At 72.4% G+C, this 21,927-nt stretch carries 23 protein-coding genes and 1 pseudogene; 15 read left to right on the plus strand and 9 right to left on the minus strand.

Annotated features, from left to right (window positions below; genetic code table 11):
• Positions 1–97 precede the first annotated feature (97 nt).
• From HDA41_RS41440 to HDA41_RS22375, 3 genes and pseudogenes are all read left to right on the plus strand, one after another.
• Positions 98–667, plus strand: coding sequence for a DMT family transporter (locus HDA41_RS41440; RefSeq protein WP_230299454.1), 570 nt, complete (start codon positions 98–100; stop codon positions 665–667).
• A gap of 100 nt (positions 668–767) precedes the next feature.
• Complete coding sequence (locus HDA41_RS22370; RefSeq protein ID WP_184986513.1) at positions 768–1,661, plus strand: glycosyltransferase family 2 protein; 894 nt, start codon at positions 768–770, stop codon at positions 1,659–1,661.
• Positions 1,662–1,987: 326 nt separating this feature from the next.
• A pseudogene (locus tag HDA41_RS22375) lies at positions 1,988–3,967 on the plus strand (AfsR/SARP family transcriptional regulator); the annotation flags it as partial.
• A gap of 16 nt (positions 3,968–3,983) precedes the next feature.
• Here HDA41_RS22375 and HDA41_RS22380 read toward each other — a convergent pair.
• Together HDA41_RS22380 and HDA41_RS22385 are read right to left on the minus strand one after the other, a co-directional pair.
• Positions 3,984–5,672, minus strand: coding sequence for a bifunctional 3'-5' exonuclease/DNA polymerase (locus HDA41_RS22380; RefSeq protein WP_184986515.1), 1,689 nt, complete (start codon positions 5,670–5,672; stop codon positions 3,984–3,986).
• Between the two features lie 55 nt (positions 5,673–5,727).
• Positions 5,728–6,471, minus strand: a complete 744-nt coding sequence (locus HDA41_RS22385; RefSeq protein ID WP_184986517.1) for a Clp protease N-terminal domain-containing protein — start codon at positions 6,469–6,471, stop codon at positions 5,728–5,730.
• Positions 6,472–6,558: 87 nt separating this feature from the next.
• Between HDA41_RS22385 and HDA41_RS22390 the strand changes: the two genes are divergently transcribed.
• Positions 6,559–7,659: a DUF2786 domain-containing protein gene (locus HDA41_RS22390; RefSeq protein WP_184986519.1), complete on the plus strand. Its 1,101-nt coding sequence runs from the start codon at positions 6,559–6,561 to the stop codon at positions 7,657–7,659.
• A 7-nt stretch (positions 7,660–7,666) separates the two neighbouring features.
• Here the strand turns inward: HDA41_RS22390 and HDA41_RS22395 are convergent, their stop codons facing one another.
• The 4 genes from HDA41_RS22395 to rpmB all read right to left on the minus strand — a co-directional run bounded on the left by HDA41_RS22395 (position 7,667) and on the right by rpmB (position 9,625).
• A complete protein-coding gene (locus HDA41_RS22395) occupies positions 7,667–8,215 on the minus strand; it encodes a DUF4232 domain-containing protein (RefSeq protein WP_184986521.1) in 549 nt (182 codons plus the stop codon).
• 135 nt (positions 8,216–8,350) lie between these two features.
• On the minus strand, positions 8,351–8,884 hold the full coding sequence (locus HDA41_RS22400) for a hypothetical protein (protein WP_230299453.1): 534 nt from the start codon (positions 8,882–8,884) through the stop codon (positions 8,351–8,353).
• A gap of 199 nt (positions 8,885–9,083) precedes the next feature.
• Positions 9,084–9,389, minus strand: a complete 306-nt coding sequence (gene rpsN, locus HDA41_RS22405; protein WP_184986523.1) for a 30S ribosomal protein S14 — start codon at positions 9,387–9,389, stop codon at positions 9,084–9,086.
• On the minus strand, positions 9,389–9,625 hold the full coding sequence (gene rpmB, locus HDA41_RS22410) for a 50S ribosomal protein L28 (RefSeq protein ID WP_059419095.1): 237 nt from the start codon (positions 9,623–9,625) through the stop codon (positions 9,389–9,391). Before rpmB ends, rpsN begins: the two co-directional genes overlap by 1 nt.
• 68 nt (positions 9,626–9,693) lie before the next feature.
• On the opposite strand from rpmB, the gene rpmG reads away from it, so the two are divergent.
• The 5 genes from rpmG (at position 9,694) to HDA41_RS22435 (ending at position 12,672) form a co-directional block, all read left to right on the plus strand.
• A complete protein-coding gene (gene rpmG, locus HDA41_RS22415; protein ID WP_010044249.1) occupies positions 9,694–9,858 on the plus strand; it encodes a 50S ribosomal protein L33 in 165 nt (54 codons plus the stop codon).
• A 3-nt stretch (positions 9,859–9,861) separates the two neighbouring features.
• Complete coding sequence (locus tag HDA41_RS22420) at positions 9,862–10,110, plus strand: type B 50S ribosomal protein L31 (protein WP_059419097.1); 249 nt, start codon at positions 9,862–9,864, stop codon at positions 10,108–10,110.
• 4 nt (positions 10,111–10,114) lie between these two features.
• Positions 10,115–11,335 carry a CobW family GTP-binding protein gene (locus HDA41_RS22425; protein WP_184986525.1) on the plus strand — a complete coding sequence of 407 codons (1,221 nt, stop codon included), beginning with the start codon at positions 10,115–10,117 and terminating at the stop codon, positions 11,333–11,335.
• A gap of 6 nt (positions 11,336–11,341) precedes the next feature.
• Complete coding sequence (gene rpsR / locus HDA41_RS22430; protein ID WP_020271512.1) at positions 11,342–11,575, plus strand: 30S ribosomal protein S18; 234 nt, start codon at positions 11,342–11,344, stop codon at positions 11,573–11,575.
• A gap of 878 nt (positions 11,576–12,453) precedes the next feature.
• A complete protein-coding gene (locus HDA41_RS22435; RefSeq protein WP_184993642.1) occupies positions 12,454–12,672 on the plus strand; it encodes a DUF397 domain-containing protein in 219 nt (72 codons plus the stop codon).
• Between the two features lie 101 nt (positions 12,673–12,773).
• Here HDA41_RS22435 and HDA41_RS22440 read toward each other — a convergent pair whose 3' ends face one another.
• Positions 12,774–13,289 carry an ATP-binding protein gene (locus HDA41_RS22440; RefSeq protein WP_184986527.1) on the minus strand — a complete coding sequence of 172 codons (516 nt, stop codon included), beginning with the start codon at positions 13,287–13,289 and terminating at the stop codon, positions 12,774–12,776.
• A gap of 331 nt (positions 13,290–13,620) precedes the next feature.
• Here HDA41_RS22440 and HDA41_RS22445 point away from each other — a divergent pair, with 331 nt between their 5' ends.
• From HDA41_RS22445 to HDA41_RS22470, 6 genes are all read left to right on the plus strand, one after another.
• Entirely contained in the window at positions 13,621–14,457 is an 837-nt protein-coding gene (locus HDA41_RS22445) for a Sco1979 family transcriptional regulator (RefSeq protein ID WP_494409554.1), read from the plus strand.
• Positions 14,458–14,547: 90 nt separating this feature from the next.
• Positions 14,548–16,011 (plus strand): aldehyde dehydrogenase family protein, encoded by a 1,464-nt coding sequence (locus HDA41_RS22450; protein WP_184986529.1) that lies wholly within the window; start codon positions 14,548–14,550, stop codon positions 16,009–16,011.
• Positions 16,012–16,118: 107 nt separating this feature from the next.
• Positions 16,119–16,670 carry a DinB family protein gene (locus HDA41_RS22455; RefSeq protein ID WP_184986531.1) on the plus strand — a complete coding sequence of 184 codons (552 nt, stop codon included), beginning with the start codon at positions 16,119–16,121 and terminating at the stop codon, positions 16,668–16,670.
• 10 nt (positions 16,671–16,680) lie between these two features.
• Positions 16,681–17,322 carry a PadR family transcriptional regulator gene (locus HDA41_RS22460; protein ID WP_184986533.1) on the plus strand — a complete coding sequence of 214 codons (642 nt, stop codon included), beginning with the start codon at positions 16,681–16,683 and terminating at the stop codon, positions 17,320–17,322.
• 73 nt (positions 17,323–17,395) lie between these two features.
• Positions 17,396–18,346 carry an ATP-binding cassette domain-containing protein gene (locus HDA41_RS22465; RefSeq protein ID WP_311772156.1) on the plus strand — a complete coding sequence of 317 codons (951 nt, stop codon included), beginning with the start codon at positions 17,396–17,398 and terminating at the stop codon, positions 18,344–18,346.
• A complete protein-coding gene (locus HDA41_RS22470) occupies positions 18,343–19,104 on the plus strand; it encodes an ABC transporter permease (protein WP_184986536.1) in 762 nt (253 codons plus the stop codon). The genes HDA41_RS22465 and HDA41_RS22470 overlap by 4 nt, the downstream gene beginning before the upstream one ends.
• On the opposite strand, the gene gad is transcribed toward HDA41_RS22470, so the two are convergent.
• The gene (gad, locus tag HDA41_RS22475; RefSeq protein WP_184986538.1) at positions 19,101–20,507 is read right to left on the minus strand and encodes a glutamate decarboxylase; all 1,407 of its coding nucleotides are present in this window, start codon (positions 20,505–20,507) and stop codon (positions 19,101–19,103) included. The two genes, HDA41_RS22470 and gad, sit on opposite strands and share 4 nt — an antisense overlap.
• Before the next feature lie 28 nt (positions 20,508–20,535).
• Entirely contained in the window at positions 20,536–21,822 is a 1,287-nt protein-coding gene (locus tag HDA41_RS22480) for an ion channel protein (RefSeq protein ID WP_184986540.1), read from the minus strand.
• Between the last annotated feature and the right edge of the window lie 105 nt (positions 21,823–21,927).

The following is a 21,927-nucleotide window of genomic DNA, read 5'->3' on the forward strand; positions in this document are numbered from 1 at the left end:
GGTCATGGCGGTGACCCGCAGCAGGATCCCCCGGGATCCGGGCTGTGGCTGTGGCTGCGGCTGCCCGTCTGTCCGTGCGCTGTGTGCCCTTCCCATGGTGGCGGCCACACCCTGGCTGGCGGCGCCCACGCCCCGCATCGACGCGCCGATCGCGCTGAGCATGCTGGCGCTGGGGGCCCTGAGCACCGGCCTCGCCTATCTGTGGAACAACAACATCGTCCAGGCGTGGGGTGCGGTGAACGCCGCCGCGGTCACCTGTCTCACCCCCGTCGTCGGTGTCACGGCGGGCGTGATCCTGCTGGGCGAGCGGCTGACGTGGAACCAGCCGTTCGGGGCGGTGCTGGTCATCGCCGGGATCATGGCGGCGCACGGCACGCCCCGCCCGGCGCCGCGGCCGGCGGCGGTGCCGGAGACGGCGGCCGGGGCCGAGGCGGTCGACACCGGCTGGAGGAGCGCGCGGCCCGCTGAGCAGGGCCGCCGGACCGGCACGAGGACGTCGTGGCCGCGGGCGACGACTGCTCCGGTGCCGCCCCGCTCCACGGTGGCGAGCTCGAAAGATTCCGGTGACTGGCTCCGTCGCACGGAGAGCGACGGACCCGGCGTCCACGGCGCTGGAGGTGTCCGACGCCGGCGTTCGGACGGGCCGCACCCGTGGCGGCTCGGCTGAACGGCGTAGGCGTGTCGCTGTCCGACAGGCGTATTTAAGGGGTCCTCATCGTGAACGGATAGCATCGCCCGTCAGCCGCCGACCGGGATGAGGTGAGGACATGGGGGCGCCCAGGATCGCCGTCGCCGTGGTCACGATGGGCAACCGGCCCGAGGAGGTCGACGCGCTACTGGAGTCGGTGGCCAAGCAGGACGTGCCGCCCGAGCGGATCGTGATCGTCGGCAACGGCTGCCCGCTGCCCGAGTTCGCCCGGCGGCTGTCGCTGCCCGGCGAGGTCACCCCGGTCGAGCTCGACGAGAACCTCGGCTGCCCCGGCGGGCGGAACGCGGCCCTCGCGCGGCTGCGGGAGTTCGGCGACATCGACGTCGTGGTGGATCTGGACGACGACGGTCTGCTCGTCGACGCCGATGTGCTGCGCCGCGTGCGGGACCTCTACGCCGCGGACGACCGGCTCGGCATCGTCGGCTTCCGCATCGCCGACGAGCTGGGCGAGACGCAGCAGCGGCACGTGCCCCGGATCGGCACCTCGGACCCTCTGCGGGGCGGGTACGTCACCGGGTTCCTCGGCGGCGGGCACGCGCTGCGGATGGCCATGCTCGACGAGGTCGGCGACTGGCCCGCCGAGTTCTTCTTCGCGCACGAGGAGACCGATCTGGCCTGGCGCGCGGCCGACGCGGGCTGGCGCATCCTGTACGCGCCCGAACTGCTGCTCCAGCACCCGAAGACCTCGCCCGCCCGGCACGCCATCTACTACCGCGTGAACGCCCGCAACCGGGTCTGGCTGGCCCGCCGCCGGCTGCCGCTCGCGCTCGTCCCCGTCCATCTCGGCGTCTGGGTGCTGCTCACCCTGGCGCGGAACCGGTCGGGCGCCGGGCTGCGGGCGTGGTTCGGCGGATTCGTGGAAGGTGTACGGGAGTCGGCGGGAGAGCGGCGGCCCATGCGCTGGCGTACGGTGTGGCGGCTCACCCGGCTGGGGCGTCCGCCCGTCATCTGAGGCCGGCCGGCGGATGTCGTAAAGGGTGAGTGGGCCCCGGCCGTTCACCTCCGCCGACCGGGACCCGGACCCGGCCGCGGCGGCGACACTCCCCCGAGTTGCGCGTCCAGACGCGCGCGCCGCCGGGCCAGATCCGACGTAGTGATCACATCAGGTTTTGCCAACGGATCGCTAACATGTGGCCAACGGTTCGTCTTTGCGTCGTCTGCCGATTGGCGTGAAGTCGCCGAACCATGAGGGATGACGGCCTGTGCGGGGGTTGTTCCGGCGGAGAACGTGAAGACGAAGGTGGCGGAAAACCGCTGCCCCGGGGAGACGGGGGCGCGATGGGGGCATCTGCCTGCTCGGACAGCGAGGACGGTTCCGGTGAGCGGAGCGGACTGCGGTTCGGACTGCTCGGGCCGCCGGTGCTGTACTACGGCGGCGGCCGGAGCGAAGCCCGGGGTGTCGCAAGCCCGAAGTCCCGCGTACTGCTCGCCGCGTTGCTGCTCGACGCCGGGCGGGTCGTCTCCGTCGAGTCGCTCAAGGACGCGCTGTGGAGCGGGGCGCCGCCCGTTTCGGCCCAGGCCTCGCTGCACAACCACGTAGCCCGGTTGCGGCGGTTGCTCGACGATCCCGAGCGGCTGCGGACCGTGCCGTCCGGGTATGTGCTGCGGGTCGACGAGGGCGAACTGGACGTCCATGTGTTCGACGCCCACGTCGCCGCGGCGCGTGCCGCGCACGCAGGGCAGGAGTGGGAGCGCGTCGTGCGGGAGTGCGCCGCCGCGCTCGCACTGTGGCGGGGCGCACCGCTCGCCGGGCTGCCGTCCGAAGTGGGCGGGTACGCCTTCGCACGGCGGTTGCGTGAGGCACGGCTGCTGCTTCTGGAGTGGTGCCACGACGCCGAGTTGGCGCTGGGCGGGCCGCGACTCGACGGGCTCGTGCCGGAGCTGGCGGCGTTGACCGCCGAGTATCCACTGCGGGAGGTGTACCACCGCCAGCTCATGCTCGCCCTGCACCGCACCGGCCGCCAGGCCGAGGCCCTGGCCGTCCACCGCGAGCTGCGCACCCGGCTGGTCGACCAGCTCGGCATCGAGCCGGGGCCCGGGGTGCGGGAGGCGCATGTGGAAGTGCTGCGGGGGGCCGTGGGGGGCGGTGGTCCGGGAGGCGGCTTCGGTGATGGCTTCGGTGGCGGAAGTGCCGCTTCTGCCGCTTCTGCCGCGCGTGGCGCCACGCCGTCCGTCGCGGCGTCGCCCTCGTCCGCTCAGCCGCCGCCTGCTCAACTTCCCCCGCCCCCGGCGCATTTCACGGGGCGCGCCGCCCTACGCGACTCCTTGCGCCGCACACTGACGACGCGGGGAGCGTCCTCGGCCACCCCGATCGCCTCGTCCGCCCCGGCCACCCCCGTCATCCCCGCCACCGCCGTCATCAGTGGCATGCCCGGCGTCGGCAAGAGCGCCCTCGCGCTGCACGTCGCGCACGAGCTGGCGGAACGTTTCCCCGATGGGCAGCTCTACCTCGACCTGCGCGGTGCGACCCCCGGCATGACCCCTCTCACCCCTGGTCAGGCGCTCACCGCACTACTGCGTGACCTCGGCGTCGAGCCCTGCCGTACCCCCGAACTTCCCGACGCGGCATCCGCTCTGCTGCGCTCGCTGCTCGCGCCGACCCGCACGCTCCTGGTGCTGGACGATGCCGCGAGCGCCGCGCAGGTACGGCCGTTGCTGCCGGGGGGTGCCGGGTGCGCGGTGATCGTCACCAGCTGTTCGCCGCTCACCGCCCTCGACGGCGTCGCCCGCTTTCCGCTCGGCCCGTTGTCGAGCGAGGAGAGCGCGGCCCTCCTCGTCGCGGCCTCGGGCCGGGACGGACTGGACGGTTCGGACGCCGCCCGCCGTCTCGTCGAGCTCACCGGCCGCCTCCCTCTGGCCCTGCGTGTCGTCGCCGCGCGGCTCGCCGCCCGGCAGGCCCTCACCCCGGACGTCCTCGCCGGGCAACTGGCCGAGACGGAGGGGAGGTTGCGGCACCTCGAGTACGACGACCTGAGCGTGCGCCGCTCCCTGGCCGTCGCGCACGACGCGCTCGCCGGCTCCGAGCGCGAGGCCGACCGGGACGCGGCCCTCGCCCTCCGCCGTATCGGCGCGCTCGATCTGCCCACCTACGGCGCGCCCCTGCTCGCCCGCCTCACCGGCACCGGCGAACGCCGTACCGAGGCCGCCCTGGACCGCCTCGTCGACGTGGCCCTGCTCCAGGAGCCGGCCTACGGCCGCTACGCACCCCACGACCTCGTCCGCGACTTCGCCCGCGAACTGGCCGGGGAGCGGGACGCGGACGGCACCGGAACTGCTACTTGGCATCCGCATAACACTCCACCACCGCCGTCGTGAACGGAAACCGCACCGGCGTGTGACCGAAGGTCAGCCGTCCCGCCAGGGCCGCCGCCTCGCGGATCGCCGTCACGACGGCGGCCGTCTCCTCCTCGGGGCAGTGCACGATCACCTCGTCGTGCTGGAAGAAGACCAGCTCGGCCGCCATGCCCGCGCAGGACCTCCGCAGCGCGGCGAGCAGGAGCAGGGCCCAGTCGGCGGCGCTGCCCTGGACGACGAAGTTACGGGCGAACCGGCCGCGGGCGCGGGCGTTGGTGGAGGCGTACCCGGGGACCCACTGGCCACTGTCGGGCTGCTCCTCGTCGGTGGCCGGGATGCCGGCCTCCTCGGTCGCGTCGTCCGTCCCCCGGGCCGCCGGCGGGCAGGTTCGGCCGAGCCACGTCCGCACGAGCCGGCCCTCCTCGCCGGCCCGGGCCGCGTCGTCGACGTACGCCACGGCCCGGGGGAAGCGGCGTCTGAGCGCGGCGAGGTTCTTCAGTCCGTCGCCGGAGGTCTGGCCGTAGACCGCGCCGAGCACGGCGAGTTTGGCCTGGCCGCGGTCACCGGAGAACGCGCGGTCGGAGACGGACTGGTAAAGGTCGGTCTCCCGCCCGGCCACCTCCATCAGGCCCGGATCGCGGGAGATCGCCGCGAGGACGCGCGGCTCCATCTGGTCGGCGTCGGCGACGACGAGCCGCCAGCCGGGGTCGGCGACCACGGCCCGCCGGATCACCTTGGGGATCTGGAGCCCGCCCCCGCCGTTGGTCACCCAGCGCCCGGTCACCGTCCCGCCCGCGAGGAACTCGGGCCGGAACCGCCCGTCGCGCACCCAGTCCTGGAGCCAGGACCAGCCGTGGGCGACCCAGATGCGGTACAGCTTCTTGTACTCGATCAGGGGCTTCACGGCCGGGTGGTCGACGGACTCGATCTCCCAGCGGCGGGTCGAGGAGACCTTGATGCCGGCCTGGGCGAAGGCCTTGATCACGTCGGCCGGCAGGTCGGGGCGGACCCGGCGGCCGAACGCCGCGGACACCTCGTCGGCGAGTTCGGCCAGGCGGCGCGGCTCGCCGCCGCCCGCGTACCGCTCGCCCAGCAGGTCGTGCAGCACGGCGCGGTGCACCTCGGCGCGCCAGGGCAGCCCTGCGCGGTTCATCTCGGCGGCCACCAGCATGCCCGCGGACTCGGCGGCCGTCAGCAGGCGCATCCGGTCGGGGTGTTCGGCCCGCTCGTGCCGCCGCTGCTGCTCGGCGTAGACCGCGAGGAGGTCCGGCAGCGGCAGATGGACGCCCTGCGGCTCGAACAGGGAGGACTGGGAGCCCGGTTCGGCCGAGCGCTGCGGTGGATCGGGCGGTACGGGGCCGCCGCGCAGCCGGGCCAGGGCGGCCGCGGCCGAGCGAGGTTCCCCGTACCGCCCCTCGTGGCCGAGGAGGAGCGTCTCGGCGGCCTCGATGTCGTAGCACCGCTCGACTCGCACCCCCGTGGCGAGCAGGCGCGGGTAGACCTCGGCGGTGGACCGCCACACCCACCGCGTGACGCCGGGACGGCTCCGCACGGCCTCGGCGGGATCCGCCTCCCGCCGCACCGGCCCGGCGGGCAGCCCGTCCGGACCGAGGGGGGCGACGTCCACGCCACCGTCCTCGGCCGGAGCGAGAGCCCACCGGTCGGCCATGCTGCGAGTGTGACAGGGGGGTCTGACAACGCCCCCTCGCCGCCGCCGGGCGGTGTCAGGACTCGTCCAGTGCGCCCTTCTGGGCCTGCACGATCTTCTCCAGCACGCGGGCGACGTACTGCTCGGTCCGCTCCTTGTCGATGCCCAGGCCGCTGAGGACGCCCTGGCCGTTCTCGTGCTCCAGCAGGGCGAGCAGGATGTGCTCGGTGCCGATGTAGTTGTGGCCGAGGCGCAGGGCCTCGCGGAAGGTGAGCTCCAGGACTTTCTTGGCGGCCTGGCCGTACGGCACGAGCTCCGGGGCCTCCTCGACGGCCGGCGGCAGTGCGGCGGTCGCCGCCTCGCGGACCGTGTCGAGGGAAACGCCCTGCTCGACGAGCGCCTTCGCGGCGAGACCGTCGGGCTCGGCCAGCAGACCGAGGACGAGGTGCTCGGGCAGGCCCTCGGCGTTGCGCGCGGTCTTGGCCGCGTTGTGCGCGGCCATCACCGTGTTGCGGGCGCGGGGCGTGTAGCGGTTGAAGCCCTGGCTCGGGTCGAGGTCCGCCGACTCCTTCGGCACGAAGCGCTTCTGCGCGGCCTGCCGGGTGACCCCCATGCTCTTGCCGATGTCCGTCCAGGAGGCGCCCGAACGCCGGGCCTGGTCCACGAAGTGACCGATCAGGTGGTCGGCCACCTCGCCGAGGTGATCGGCGGCGAGCACCGCGTCCTGGAGCTGTTCGAGGGGTTCCTGGTGAACCTTCTTGATCGCCGCGATGAGGTCGTCGAGGCGCACGGATGACGTGATGTTGGAGTTCGTCGTCATAGTGTCAACCGTAGGTTGCGCCCCTGAGGGTGTCAACCGAGAGTTGACAGTCGGCGTTCACTCCCGCCGACGTGGCACCATCGGCCCGTGAGTACGTCCACCACCGTCGACCGCGCGTTCGAGGCCGCCCTGTACGACAACAGCGAGAAGGCCCTCGACACCGGCGCGTCCCTGCTCGCCTCCGACCCGGCCGCCGACGCCGAACTCGCCCGGCGGGGTGAGGAGTTGGTGGCGGCGGCCTGGCGGCGCGGCTGGCAGCCGGCCGACGTCGTACGGACCGTCCGGCGGGAGCTGGACGACGTACACGTACGCCTGGTGGCGGCGCTGATCCGCGCGCAGGCGCCGCACGACCGTCCGCGCGGCCGCCGCTGGAGCGCGCAGCTCGCGGAGCTCCCCGCCGACGCCCCGCCCCGCACCGACCGCTTCTCGTACGGCACCGCCGTGCTGGAGCTGTACCGCCTGCTGCTGCGCCTGCCGGTCCTTGAGTCCCTCGACGAGTCGCCCGGGGAGCCGAAGACCGAGTCCCGGATGCTCGGCCGCATCCGTGCCCTGCTCGCCAAGGCGGAGGCCACCGGGTTCCCGGAGGAGGCCGAGGCGCTCAGTGCCAAGGCGCAGGAGCTGATGGCCCGGCACAGTGTCGACGAGGCGCTGCTCGCCGCCCGGGCGCCCTCGCCCGCGATGCCAGGGGCCTGCCGGATCGGTGTCGAACCGCCGTACGAGCAGGCCAAGGCGGTGCTGCTGGACACCGTCGCCGCCGCCAACCACTGCCGGGCGGTGTGGAACGAGCCCTTCGGCTTCTCCACCGTCGTCGGCTTCGAAACCGACCTGGAAGCGGTCGAACTCCTCTACACCTCACTCCTCGTGCAGGCCACGACCGCGATGACGAAGGCGGAGGCCGCCCAGCGCGCGGCCGGCCGCAAGCGCACCAAGACGTTCCGGCAGTCCTTCCTCGCGGCCTACGCCCACCGCATCGGCACCCGCCTGGCGGCAGCCGCCGAGACCCAGGTGACGGGGGACCTGCTCCCGGTCCTCGCCTCCCGCGACGTGGCGGTCACCGGCCGGCTGGACTCGATGTTCCCCGAGACGACCACGACCCGCCTGCGCGGCGTGCGCGACGCGGCGGGCTGGACGGAGGGCGCCCAGGCGGCGGACCGCGCCCAGGTCGCACACCGCCCGCCGCTGCGCTGACCTGCCGTCAGTCGCCCGCGGACTCGAAGCCGCTCACCGAGGCCTGCGCCGCGCCACCGCTGCTGCTCCCGTCCCTCCGGGCGACCTCGCCGTACGACCACGTCAGGTCGTGCGCGTCCTCGGAGGCGCCGGGCAGGGTGAAGGATGCCTTCCGCACGGCAAGGCTCTGCGCGGCGCCGGCCTTGCCCCGGACGTAGGTGATCGTGAAGGACGTGGTGCTGCCCTTCCCCAGCGTGAGCGGCTGGGCCTTCGCGCCCTCCTCCGGGGACACGGACGTCGTACTGTCCTCGGCCGCGAGGTCCACGGCGGGGAAGCCCTTCAGGGTGCACGGGGCGCCGTTGTTGGTGAGGGTGACGGTGACGTTGCCGGTGTCCCCGGCGGCCGGGGCGGCACCGGCCCCGACCTCCACGCCCAAGTCGCCGATGGCGCAGGCGGAACTGCCCGGCCGGTCCGCGTTCTTGGCGTCGTCGGAACTGGCCTTGTCGTCGTCGCAGGCGGTCAGCAGGAGTGTGGCTGCGAGGGCGGTGGCCAGGGCGAGGGGAGGAAGGGTGCGCATGTGGTCCTCTGGTGCGTGATGGCGATGAGCGGTTCCGACGCATGGATCATCCCGGACCCGTGGGCCGTCACGCACCCGGACCGGTCGCCCGCCCGGGAGGCCTCTGGAACCACCGCCCCGTAAAACCCCGCGCTCCTACCCGAGGCCCGCCGTCGGCAGCCCGGTCGGCAGCTTCCCGCCCTCGGCCTTGGTGTACGTCTCCGCGCCGAGGCCGCCCTCCCAGGTGACCTTGAGGCTCTGGCCGTTCACGGAGTCGACCATGCCGGTCGTCCGCTTCTTGCTGCCGTCCGTGCACTTCAGGCGGATGATCCGCATCCCGGACTCCTCGCCCGCGGTGCCGCTGCACACGCTGCCGCCGGTGGCGAAGAGCGCGGCCTGCTTGCCGGTGATCACCAGAGCCACGGCCTTGCCGTCGGTCGTCGCCAGCCAACTGCCCGCGAGCCCGTCGGCGGCCGACCCGTCGGAACCGGAACCGGATTCGGACCCCGAGCCGGAGTCGTCGCCCGTTCCGGCGGACGCCGCGGCGGACGGGGCCGGGCTGGACGTCGCATCGTCCCCGGAGCCGCCGTCACCGCTGCACGCGGACAGCACGAGGACGCCCGCCAGGCCCGCGGCCGCCGCCGCCACCCGCACGCCCTGACGCGCTCCCGGGCGACGCGAGAAGATCACCGTAGTCACTGCAAGCCCCCAAGCTGTAGCCGCCGACCGGCCCCGGCGGAGCCCGCGGGCCCTTGCCGGAACGATCGAAGCAAGCTACCAGGGCCGGTCAAGAGGCCCCCGGGGTGAATCCCCGGGGGCCTCTTACGGCCCGCCGACGCCAGGAAGCCCCCACGCTGGGTAGACCTCCGCATCGGGGAAGTCCCCCAGCTCACCAGGACGACTTGCGCACCCCCGGCAGATACCCCGCATGCGCCTGCTCCCGCAGACTCACCCGGGACAGCCCGAACGCCCGGAAGTAACCGCGCGGCCGGCCGTCCACCTGGTCCCGGTTGCGCACCCGCGTGGCGCTGGCGTCGCGCGGCTGCCTGCGCAGTTCCGCCTGCGCGGCGAGCCGTTCGGCATCCGTGGACGACGGCCGCCGGATGATCTCCTTCAGCTCGGCCCGCCGGGCGGCGTACCGCGCGACGATCTCCTGCCGCTGGTCGTTCTTCGCGATCTTGCTCTTCTTCGCCATCAGACCTTCACTCCCCGGGCGCGGATCCGGGCGACGGCCGCCTCGACTCCGATCGTGTCGATGGTCTTGATCGCCCTGGCGCTCAGCCGCAGGCGTACGTACCGGCCCTCGCTCGGCAGCCAGTAGCGCTTGGTCTGGATGTTGGGGTCGAACCGGCGTGACGTGCGCCGGTGGGAGTGCGAGATGCGGTTGCCGAAGCCGGGCTGGGTGCCGGTCAGCATGCAGTGCGCGGACATGGTGGTGACGTTCCTCTCTCTCTGGCCCAGGTGATGCACATGGAATTCATTTTCAGTAGCATAGCGGCATGGCACGCAACGAACTCCGGCCGGTCATCAAGCTCCGGTCCACGGCCGGGACCGGCTACACCTACGTGACCCGCAAGAACCGTCGCAACGACCCGGACCGACTGACCCTGCGCAAGTTCGATCCGGTCGTCGGCCGCCACGTCGACTTCCGAGAGGAGCGCTGACTCATGCGCAAGGGAATCCACCCGGACTACGGTCCCGTCGTCTTCCGTGACCGTGCCGCGAACTACGCCTTCCTCACCCGCTCGACCATGACGAGCGAGAAGACCATCGAGTGGGAGGACGGCAACACCTACCCGGTCGTGGACGTCGAGATCTCCGACGTCAGCCACCCCTTCTACACCGGCACGGCCCGCGTCCTGGATACCGCGGGGCGCGTGGAGCGCTTCGAGCGCCGGTACGGAAAGAAGGGCTGACCCCGTGCCCGAGCTCTCCGTCGTCATCGTCGGCGGGCTGCACGCCGACGCCCGCAAGGAGGCCGTGGTGCGGCTGCTCGCCGACGTGCCGGGCAGCGTCGCTCTCCACCACGACCTGGGCACGGCCGCGGCCGGCACAGTCGTACGGACCGTCCGGGACGCCACGGGCATCCTGGACGCGGGGGAGGCGCCGCTCGTCAACGACTGTGCCTGCTGCGCCCTGCGCGAGGACCTGGTCCCGGAGCTGGAGCGGCTCGCGGACGCCGGGCAGACGCCCCTGGCCGTCGTCGAGCTGTGGGACTCCGTCGAACCCAAGGCCATGGCCGAGGTCGTCACGGCCGGCGGGCTGACCGTCACCGGCGTGATCACCGCCGTCGACCCGGCCCTGGTCCTGCCGTACCTCGGCAACGGCGACGACCTGGCCGACGGCGGTCTCGCCGCCGCCACCACCGACCAGCGCACGGTCGCCGACACCTTCGCCCGCCAGCTGGAGTACGCCCCCGTCCTCGCCATCGCCGAGTCCCCGGAGGCCGACGACGAGGACCGCGAGCTGCTCGCCCAGCTGCACCCGACGGCCCGTCAGGTCCCGATCGGCCACGGTGACCTGGCGGGCGCACCCGCGCTCGGCGCCTTCGTGCAGGACACGGCTGACGGCCTGACCGTGCCGTCCCCGCGCCGGCGCCCGCTGTCGCCGCTGGCCGAGGCCGCCCTGGCCGGCTTCGACGTGGAGTCGGCGGCGGCCGCCCAGCACCCGGCCTGCGCCCTGCTCCCGGCCGACGCCGACGCGCACGGCGTCTCCACCCTGGTCTGGCAGCAGCGCCGCCCCTTCCACCCGGAGCGGCTCTACGCCGCCCTGGAGGACCTGACCTGCGCGGCCGCCCGCAGCCGGGGCCGGTTCTGGCTCGCCGACAAGCCCGACACGCTGTTCCACTGGGACGCGGCGGGCGGGGCCCTGTGCGTGGAGAGCGTGGGGCCGTGGCTCGCCTCCCTGCCGGACGCGGCCTGGGAGATGGTCCCGCCGGTGCGCCGCGCCGCCGCCGCGCTGGACTGGCACCCCGAGCACGGCGACCGGGGCCAGCACCTGGTCTTCACCTCGCCCGGCCTCGACCGGGACGGCCTGGAGACGCTGCTGGAGTCCTGCCTGCTGACCGACGCCGAGTACGCGGCCGGGCGCGACGCCTGGCAGCGGCTGCCGCACGCCTTCGACACCCTCCTGGAGGTCTGACCCGAGATGCCCCGCAAGATCGACCGCAAGCCGGTCAAGAACCGCCCCAACCCGCTGGACCAGGCCGGGATCGAGTACATCGACTACAAGGACACCGACCTGCTGCGGAAGTTCATCTCCGACCGCGGCAAGATCCGCAGCCGCCGGGTCACCCGCGTGTCGGCCCAGCAGCAGCGGCAGCTGGCCCGGGCGATCAAGAACGCGCGCGAAATGGCCCTGCTGCCGTACGCCAGCCGCTGAGGCGGTTCTCCGGCTGCTGCTGCCGCAGGCCAGCCGCTGAGGCCGTACTCCGGCTGCCGCGGCGCACTCCCGCGGTGACGTCGGCCACCGGACAGCCGGACGTCGGGCAGCCGGTCGCCGGAGCCGGACGCCGGCCACTGGACAGCCGGAGCCGGAGCCGGACGTCGTACAGCCGGTCGCCGGTCGCCGGTCGCCGGTCGCCGGACCTCGGACAGCCGGCCACCGGACAACCGGCCACCGGTCGCCAGCCGCCGGCCGCCGACGCCGAACACCGGCCCCTGACAGCCCTGGCCCAGGTGAGGTTCCCCACGCTTGACGCATGGGGAACCCCATGCATCGGCCGCCGGGCCGCACGGGGCGCACGCCGCACGGTCCGTCAGGGCCGGGTGACCGACCGCCCGTCCGGCGATCGACTGACCCCCGTACCGGCCCCGAGGAGGACCTCTGGGTCATCCGCACGGCCCATTTCTCCCCGCCCCCGCCCGCTGCGGCCGTCTTCCGCATGGAGGCCGGCCGGTCCTGCCCGAGGCCCCGGACCCCACGCCCCAGCTCCCGCTTCTCCGGCTTCGCCACCGCCCCGGCGCCCGTCCCCGCCGCCGAGCGGATGCTCCGCCTCCACGACACCTCCGCCGAACCCACCGGGTTCGTCGCAGGCGCCCGGGAACGCGCGGCGGCGCAGTGCCGTCAAACAGGCAAGAGCTTCGATAAAGCGGTCGTCAAAGCTGTAACCGCAGGACCACCGCGCGTGCACGTGCATCTGCCCATGCATTTGCACATGAACAGGGCTATGATCCGGGTCAGTTGACCACTGCATCAATGGCCACACAAGCCAGTGCACCACCGGGGAGCGACCTGTGGACCACGACGTGTACAACGGTATGGGGGCCGCCGGGCTGCGCGGTGTGGCCTGGCAGAAGAGCAGGCACAGCAACTCGCAGGGCTCGTGCGTGGAGTTCGCCCGGCTGCCGGGCGGTGACGTGGCCGTCCGTAACTCGCGCTTCCCCGACGGTCCCGCACTGGTCTACACCCGTGCGGAAATAGAGGCCATGCTGCTGGGCGTGAAGGACGGCGAGTTCGACCACCTGGTGGCGGGCTGACAGTCCGGCAGGCGCCTTACGGACGTAACGAAACGGGGCAATCGGAACTCAACGCGCGGCGACGCGCGTAGAACCGCGGCGTCAGGAAGCGCCGCGGTTTCTCATTCCGCGTCCGGCCCCGAACAGGTCCGCGGCAGCCGGAACAGCGCCCAGACGACCTTGCCGCTGAGCGCGCCCGCGAGCGGATGCCAGCCCCAGCTGTCGCTGAAGGAGTCGACGAGGAACAGCCCCCGGCCCGACTCGGCCGAGAAGTCGTCGGTCTCCCGGGTGACGGGACTGTCGTGACTGGGGTCGCGCACCGCGCACACCAGCCGCTCGGCCCACCGCATCAGGTGCAGCCGTACGGGAGGCTCCTGTCCGCTGACGCAGCGGGTGCTCGCCGGCAGGCCGTGCCGCAGGGCGTTGGTGACAAGTTCCGAGACCACCAGGCAGACGTCGTCGAAACGGTCGCCCATGTCCCACTGGTCGAGCGTTCTGCGGGTGAACTGCCGCGCCTCACGCACCGCTTCGTAGCGGGCGGGCAGAGCGCAGGAGGCGGCGTCGGACACGGCCGCGGGATCCAGCGGCGGAAGGCCCTGCCGTAACGGCTCGAGCATGGTCGATCCATTCGTCCCCATGCGAGGCACTCCCGGGAATTCGCGGTCGGTGCGATGCGGCGGTGGTGCGAGACCATGGTTTCGGATGCGTACAGCAGATGCAAGGGCAGATGCACGTGCACGTGACCGGAATGAGTCGTCCCGTACCGCTTGTTGGTCAATTTTTCCGTCATCTTCACGCCGCTGTCTGCCCGTTCGCTTGCCTCTTTCTTGTTACCGCGCGCGTGCGTCCCCCGGCTGGATTCCGTTTCCGTAACCGGACGAGTACTGCTCGGAGTGTTTTAGTGGCAGACTTCGGCCCCTGGAGACGTTGGGGAGGCTGGCGAACGTGAGCGCGGGAGAGCCGGGATCGGTGGTGCGGCGCATGCTGCTCGGATCACAACTCAGGCGACTGCGTGAGGCGCGGGGCATCACGCGCGAGGCGGCGGGTTACTCGATCCGCGCCTCCGAGTCGAAGATCAGCCGGATGGAGTTGGGCCGGGTGAGCTTCAAGACCAGAGACGTCGAGGACCTGCTGACGCTGTACGGCATCACGGACGAGCAGGAGCGCGCCTCCCTGCTGTCCCTGGCGAAGGAGGCCAACGTAGCGGGCTGGTGGCACAGTTACTCCGACGTGCTGCCCAGCTGGTTCCCCACCTACGTCGGCCTGGAGGGCGCCGCCTCGCTGATCCGGGCGTACGAGGTGCAGTTCGTGCACGGCCTGCTCCAGACCGAGGCGTACGCGCACGCGGTGGTCCGGCGGGGCATGCAGGGCGCGAGCGAGGCCGATGTCGAGCGGCGTGTGGCGCTGCGTCTGGAGCGGCAGAAGCACCTCGTCGACGAGCGCGCGCCCGACTTCCACATCATCCTGGACGAGGCCGCCCTGCGCCGCCCGTACGGGGACCGCGAGGTGATGCGCGGCCAGCTCCAGCACCTCATCGAGGTCTCCGAGCGGCCCAACGTGCGCCTTCAGGTGGTGCCGTTCAGTCTCGGAGGCCACTCCGGCGAAAGTGGCGCGTTCACGATCCTCAGCTTCCCGGAGTCCGACCTCTCGGACGTGGTCTACCTGGAGCAGCTCACCAGCGCGCTGTACCTGGACAAGCACGAGGACGTCGCCCAGTACGAGAAGGCGCTCAAGGAGCTCCAGAGCGACAGTCCGGGCCCTTCGGAGAGCCGCGATCTTCTCCGGGGGCTCCTCCAACTCTCCTGAAGCCTCCAACTCGCCTGAAACGTCAGTACGATGACGTGTGATCAGATCGTGAAGGCGCGATCGAGGGTCTGCTAGGGATCGAGGGATCACATGTCGTCGTCCTACTTCACCGACCTTGCACAGCAGTACATCGACGGTGAGTGGCGCCCGGGTACCGGTTCCTGGGACATCATCGACTTCAACCCGTACGACGACGAGAAGCTGGCGTCGATCACGATAGCCACGGTCGACGAGGTCGACCAGGCGTACCAGGCGGCCGCCCGCGCCCAGAAGCAGTGGGCCGCGACCAACCCCTACGCCCGCCGTGCCGTCTTCGAGAAGGCCCTGAGGCTCATCGAGGAGCGCGAGGCCGAGATATCCGAGGCGATCATCGCCGAGCTCGGCGGGACGCGTCTGAAGGCCGCCTTCGAACTGCACCTCGCCAAGGAGTTCCTGCGCGAGGCGGTCCAGCTGGCGCTGCGCCCCGAGGGCCGGATCCTCCCCTCGCCGGTGGACGGCAAGGAGAACCGCGTCTACCGCGTGCCGGTCGGTGTCGTCGGCGTGATCAGCCCGTTCAACTTCCCGTTCCTGCTCTCGATCAAGTCCGTCGCCCCGGCGCTCGCGCTCGGCAACGCCGTGGTGCTCAAGCCGCACCAGAACACGCCGATCGTCGGCGGCTCCCTGGTCGCGAAGATCTTCGAGGACGCGGGCCTGCCCGGCGGTCTGCTGAACGTCGTCATCACCGACATCGCCGAGATCGGCGACGCCTTCCTGGAGCACCCGATCCCGAAGGTCATCTCCTTCACCGGCTCCGACCAGGTCGGCCGGCACGTGGCGACCGTCTGCGCCCGGCAGTTCAAGCGCTCGGTCCTCGAACTGGGCGGCAACAGCGCGCTGGTGGTCCTCGACGACGCCGACATCGACTACGCGGTCGACGCGGCCGTCTTCAGCCGGTACGTCCACCAGGGCCAGGTCTGCATGGCCGCCAACCGCGTCCTGGTCGACCGGTCCGTCGCCGACGAGTTCACCGAGAAGTTCGTCGCCAAGGTGAAGACCCTCAAGGCGGGCGATCCGCGCGACCCGGAGACCGTCATCGGCCCGGTCATCAACTCCTCGCAGGCGGACGCCGTCGCGGGCGCGGTCGAGCAGGCCCTCGCCGAGGGCGCCACGGCCCTGGTGCGCGGCGGTCGCACCGACAACCTCGTCGAGCCGTCCGTCCTGACCGGCCTGCCCGCCGACTCGGACCTGCTGAGGCAGGAGATCTTCGGCCCGGTCGCCTTTCTCGTCCCGTTCGACGGCGAGGAAGAGGCCGTCCGCCTCGTCAACGACACCCCCTACGGCCTGAGCGGCGCCGTCCACACCGGCGACATCGAGCGGGGCGTGAACTTCGCCAAGCAGATCGACACCGGCATGTTCCACGTGAACGACGGCACCGTCCACGACGAGCCGATCGTCCCCTTCGGCGGCGAGAAGCACTCGGGCCTGGGCCGGCTCAACGGCGAGACGATGCTGGACTCCTTCACCACGCTGAAGTGGATCTCCGTGCAGCACGGGCGCAGCCGCTTCCCGTTCTAGACCTCGTACGAGACGCCGGGCCCTTGCGGACAGAACCTGACCGCAAGGGCCCGTAGCTTCGTCGGTGTCGGGGGAGAGGCCCCCGGATGCGGCGAAAGGCGGCGGTCATGGTCACTCACGTTCCCGCGGAGACACGCGGCGACGAGCGCGGAGCGCTGCTCTCCTTCATCGCGGAGCAGCGCGGCGGCATCCGGCGGGCGGTGCTGGGGCTGACCGACGAGCAGGCCGTGAGCACGCCCAGCGCCAGCGAGCTGTCACTCGCCGGGCTGCTCAAGCACGTCGCCGAGGTCGAGCAGGGCTGGATCGCACGGGCCAAGGGCGAGCCGCCGGCCGTCCACCGGGACGAGTCGAACTGGCACGAGTGCTTCCGCCTGGTGGGCGACGAGACCGTGGATTCCTGTCTCGCGTACTACGAGAAGGTGGCCGCCGAGACGGAGTCGTTCATCCGCTCGGCACCCAGCCTCGACGACACCTTCCTGCTGGCGAAGACGTCCTGGAACCCGAAGGACGAGTGGCTCTCGCTGCGCTGGCTGTGCCTGCACCTGATCCGCGAGACGGCCCGGCACGCCGGCCACGCCGACATCATCCGCGAGTCGCTGGACGGCGCGACGGCCTTCGAGCTGGTGGCCGCGGAACAGCAGGTGGCGCCCGCGTCCTAGGCTGGGGCGCATGTCAGCGATCCGTCTCCTCGTGCTCGGCGCGGTCCGCATGCACGGGCGGGCCCACGGCTACCAGGTGCGCAACGACCTGGAGTACTGGGGCGCGCACGAGTGGTCCAACGCCAAGCCCGGCTCGATCTACCACGCCCTGAAGCAGATGGCGAAGCAGGGACTGCTGCACGCGCACGAGGTCGCCCCGTCCACGGCCGGCGGCCCGCCGCGCACGGAGTACGAGCTCACCGGGCAGGGGACCGAGGAGTACTTCCGGCTGCTGCGCGAGGCGCTGGTGACGTACGACCAGCGGGGGGACGTGAAGACGGCCGCCGTCGGCTTCGTCGTCGACCTGCCGCGGGCGGAGGCGGTCGCGCTGCTGAAGGAGCGCACCCTGCGGATCGAGCAGTGGCGGGCCTCCGTCCTGGAGCACTACGTCCCCGAGGAGGGGCCCGGACAGCTGGGCCACATCGGCGAGATCATGAACATGTGGGTCCACACGGCCGACTCGGAGGCCGAGTGGACCCGCGGTCTCATCGAGCGGATCGAGGGCGGTGCCTACACCTTCGCCGACGAGGGGGACCCGTTCGTCGGCGTGCTGGCCGAGGGCGAGGAGAACCCGTACGCGACGGGGGAGCGGCACCCCGGGGACGACCACTAATCAAATTTGACGAATGGGTGGCCCGGAGTTACCTTCGAGCCTGTAGTCAAGTTTGACTAGCGAGGGAGTGTCTGTGGCCGACACGGCGATCACCGTCGAAGGCGCGGAGAAGAGATACGGCGACAAGAAGGCGCTGGACGGGCTCGACCTGCGGGTCGCGCGCGGCACGGTGCACGGGGTGCTCGGCCCGAACGGCGCGGGCAAGACGACCCTGGTGAGGGTCCTGTCCACGCTGCTGCGACCCGAGGCGGGCCGGATCGAGGTGGCCGGGCACGACGTGGTGCGCGAGGCGTACGCCGTGCGGCTGCGCATCGGCCTGCTCGGCCAGCACGCCGCGCTCGACGAGGAGCTCGGCGGCCGGCAGAACCTGGAGCTGTTCGGCCGGCTGCACCACCTGGGCGCGAAGCGGGCACGCGCGCGTGCCGACGAGCTGCTGGAGCGCTTCGGCCTGGCCGGCACCGGCCGCAAGGCGGTCCGGCAGTACAGCGGCGGCATGCGGCGCCGCCTGGACCTCGCGGCCTCCCTGATCACCGAACCGGAGGTGCTGTTCCTGGACGAGCCGACCACCGGCCTCGACCCTCGCGGCCGCGCCGAAGTGTGGAACTCCGTCCGCTCCCTCGTCGGCGGCGGCACGACAGTCCTGCTCACCACGCAGTACCTGGAGGAGGCCGACCAGCTCGCCGACCGTATCTCGGTCGTCGACGCCGGCCGGGTCATCGCGGAGGGGACGGCGGACGAGCTGAAGGCGGAGACCGGCGGCGACCGCGTCGACGTGGTCCTGCGCGACGCGGGCCAACTGGGCGCGGCGGCCGCCGTGTTGCCGCTTGCCGGGGTCACCGTCGACACCGACCGCCGCCTGCTGAGCGCCCCGGTGACCGACCGCATGGAGGCGCTGTCCGGGGTCGTACGGGCCCTTCAGGAGGCCGGTATCGAAGCGGAGGACGTCGCCCTGCGGCGGCCGACGCTGGACGAGGTGTTCCTGCACCTGACCGGAGACGACCGCCGAGTGAAGGAGGCCGCGTGACCGCCTACGCCCTGACCGACTCCTGGACCATGACCCGCCGGGAACTCGCCCGCTGGGGGCGGCAGCCGGTGCAGCTGGTCGTCAACCTCGTCTTCCCGGTGATGCTGCTGCTCATGTTCGGCTACCTGGTCGGCGGCGGCCGGGGAGTGAGCGGCGAGTACCGCGACTATCTGATCCCGGGCATGCTCGCGCTCACCATGGCCTTCGGCCTGGAGGGCACGATGATCGCCGTCACCCGGGACCTCGACAAGGGGGTCATCGACCGCTTCCGCTCGATGCCCATGGCCGACGGAGCGGTGCTGGTGGGCCGTTCGGCCGCCGACATGCTCCAGTCGGCGCTGGCCCTGGTGGTGCTGACCGGCGTGGGCGCCGCGCTCGGCTGGCGGGTCCAGGGTGGTCCGGCGGCCTTCCTGGGCGCCGTGGGCCTGCTGCTGCTGTTCCGGTTCGCCATGCTGTGGATCGGCATCTACCTGGCGCTGGTGGCCGGGAAGCCGGAGATGGTCCAGGCCGTGCAGATCCTGGTCTGGCCGGTCGGCTTCCTGTCCAACGCCCTGGCCCTGCCCGACACCATGCCCGGCTGGCTCGGCACGGTCGTGGGGTGGAACCCGATGTCCCACACGGCCACGGCCGTACGGGACCTGTTCGGCAGCCCCGGCGCGGAGTCCGGGCACGTGTGGGCGGCGGTCGTCTGGCCCCTGGCCCTGCTGGCGGTGTTCTTCCCGCTGGCGGTAGGGAGGTTCGGGCGCCTGAGTCGCTAGTGATGGAACCCGGTGGCCGCGCCCTTGTCCCGCGTGAAGGGCCGCGGCTGCCGGCGCAGCTCCGGCAGCAGGCGTTCCAGGTCCTGGGCGAGCAGCTCGGCGAGGTCCGCCGAGAAGCCGTTGCGGCACACCACCCGCAGCACTGACAGGTCCTCCCGGTGCGGCGGGAAGGTGTACGCGGGCACCAGCCAGCCGCTCTCGCGCAGCCGCCGTGAGACGTCGAAGACGTCGTACGCCGTCACGTCCGGCGCGGTCGTGAAGGCGAACACCGGCAACTGCTCGCCCCGGGTGAGCAGCCGGAAGTCGCCGAGCGCCTCGATCCGCCCGGCGAGCCCCGTGGCCACGTCCCGCGCGGCCTGCTGCACGGCCCGGTAGCCGTCCCGGCCCAGCCGCAGGAACGTGTAGTACTGCGCCACCACCTGCGCGCCCGGCCGGGAGAAGTTCAGCGCGAACGTCGGCATGTCGCCGCCCAGGTAGTTCACCCGGAACACCAGCTCCTCCGGCAGTGCCTCCGCGTCCCGCCACAGCGCCCAGCCGACGCCCGGATAGACCAGGCCGTACTTGTGCCCCGAGGTGTTGACCGACGCCACCCTCGGCAGCCGGAAGTCCCACACCAGGTCCTCGTCGAGGAACGGTGCGACCATGGCACCGGACGCCCCGTCGACATGCACGGGGATGTCGAGCCCGGTCCGCTCCTGCACCGCGTCCAGCGCCGCGCACAGCTCGGCGACCGGCTCGTAGGACCCGTCGAAGGTCGAGCCCAGGATCCCGACGACGCCGATGGTGTTCTCGTCGCACAGCTCGGCGGCGGCCTGCGGGTCCAGGTGGAACCGCTCGCCCTCCATGGGCACCAGCCGGGCCTCCACCTCCCAGAAGTTGCAGAACTTCTCCCAGCAGACCTGCACGTTCACGCCCATCACCAGATTGGGCCGGGCCCCGGGGTACCGGTCGGCGTTGCGCCGCGTCCAGCGCCGCTTCAGCGCCATCCCGGCGAGCATGCAGGCCTCGCTCGACCCGGTCGTCGAACAGCCCACGGCCGCGGCCGGGTCGGGCGCGTGCCACAGGTCGGCGAGCATCGCCACGCACCGCCGCTCCAACTCGGCCGTGCGCGGGTACTCGTCCTTGTCGATCATGTTCTTGTCCCGGCACTCCGCCATCAGCACCCCGGCCTCCGGCTCCATCCAGGTCGTGACGAAGGTGGCGAGGTTCAGCCGCGCGTTGCCGTCCAGCATCAGCTCGTCGCGCACCAGCTGGTGGGCGGTCACCGGTGCCATCGGCTGGTCCGGGAGCCGGTGCGTGGGCGGGGCTTCGGCCATGTCGCCGACCGGGTTGGCGGGACCGTAGAACGGGTTGACGGACAGGCGGCGTTCGCCGGGCCGGCGGGGGCCTTCGTTGAGCGGCAAGGGAGCCTCCAGGAGTGGGGTCGGGGTGTCAGCGGACGGGTGCGCCGTCCGGGTGCAGCTGCATCTGCGGCCGCCCCGTGACCAGCAGCCAGGCCGGCAGCGAGGCGACGCAGAGCAGGGCGATGATCCCCGGCGAGGCGACCAGCACCGCGGCGACGAAGAGGCTGATCCAGCCCTGCCGGGTGATGGCCAGCAGCATCCCGAGCACCCCGGCGGACACACCCACCGACGGATGCACCCCGGCCACCAGGGCGTGCGCGCACAGACCGAGGGCGGTGCCGGCGAACACGGCCGGGAAGATGCGCCCGCCGCGGAATCCGCAGGACGCGGCGACGAGCAGCGCGGCCAGCTTCACCACCGTCAGGACGGCGAACTCCCCGGCCGACCGGCCGTCCGGGGCGTGCGCCAGCTCGGCGATCTCGTCGAGCCCCTTGAACAGCGTCAGAGGGCCGCCCAGAGCGGCGAGGCAGCCCAGCACGGCCCCGCCCACCGGGAGCATCAGCATCGGGTGCCGCAGCCGGCGGAACGCCGCGTGGACGTACGGGAAGGCGCGCACGGCACCCATGCCCAGCAGCGCGCCCGCCGCGGCGACCACGAGCGCCGCGAGCAGGTCGGCCCACCCCGGCCGGCCGAAGGACGGCAGGTCCAGGTCGAAGCTCGGGTGGTCGACGAGGGTCGCGGTCAGGGCACCGGCCGCGGCGGCGGTCAGCGGCGCGAACAGGTTGTCCCACAGCAGCCCGCGGGTCTCCTGCCGGGCCAGCACTTCGGAGATCACCAGGGCCGCGGCCACGGGCGTGCCGAACAGGGCGCCGAGCGTCGCCGCCTCCGCCAGCGCCGGCCAGATCCGGCCCGGCGCCCGGGGGAGGGCCCGGCCGCCCAGCCAGACGGCCAGGCCGACGTTCACGGCGATGATCGGGTTCTCGGGGCCCAGGCTCGGCCCGCCGGCCAGCGTCAGCGCGGTCGCCAGCAGCAGCCCCGGCAGCACGACGGGCGGCAGGACCGGGGCGTCCAGCCCGACCGTGGCCGGATCGGGGCCCGCGTGACCCGGCACCTTCCACACCACCAGCCCGACCGCGACCCCGGTCGCGACGAGCACCACGAACATCCACGCCACCGAGTACCGGCCGATCCCCAGCGCGTCCGGCACGGTCCGCCACAGCACGCCCTGGAGCTCCCCGGCGGCGATTTCCACCCCCACCAGCAGCAGGCCGGCCAACACCCCCACGGCCACGGCGGGCAGGATCGACGGCAGCAGGGCGCGGGCGGGAGCCGCGGGGCTGACGGAGGGCGCCTGCCGCGCGGAGTCCTGGACCACAGGCACACGATAAACGGATCAGACGTATCAAACGGGACAAATGGGAAACACGCTTGCACCTCACGTGGCGTGAGGCCCCACCGTGAAGCACGGAAGAAGAAGGGA

Source organism: Streptomyces caelestis, assembly GCF_014205255.1.
GTDB classification, from domain to species: Bacteria; Actinomycetota; Actinomycetes; order Streptomycetales; family Streptomycetaceae; genus Streptomyces; species Streptomyces caelestis.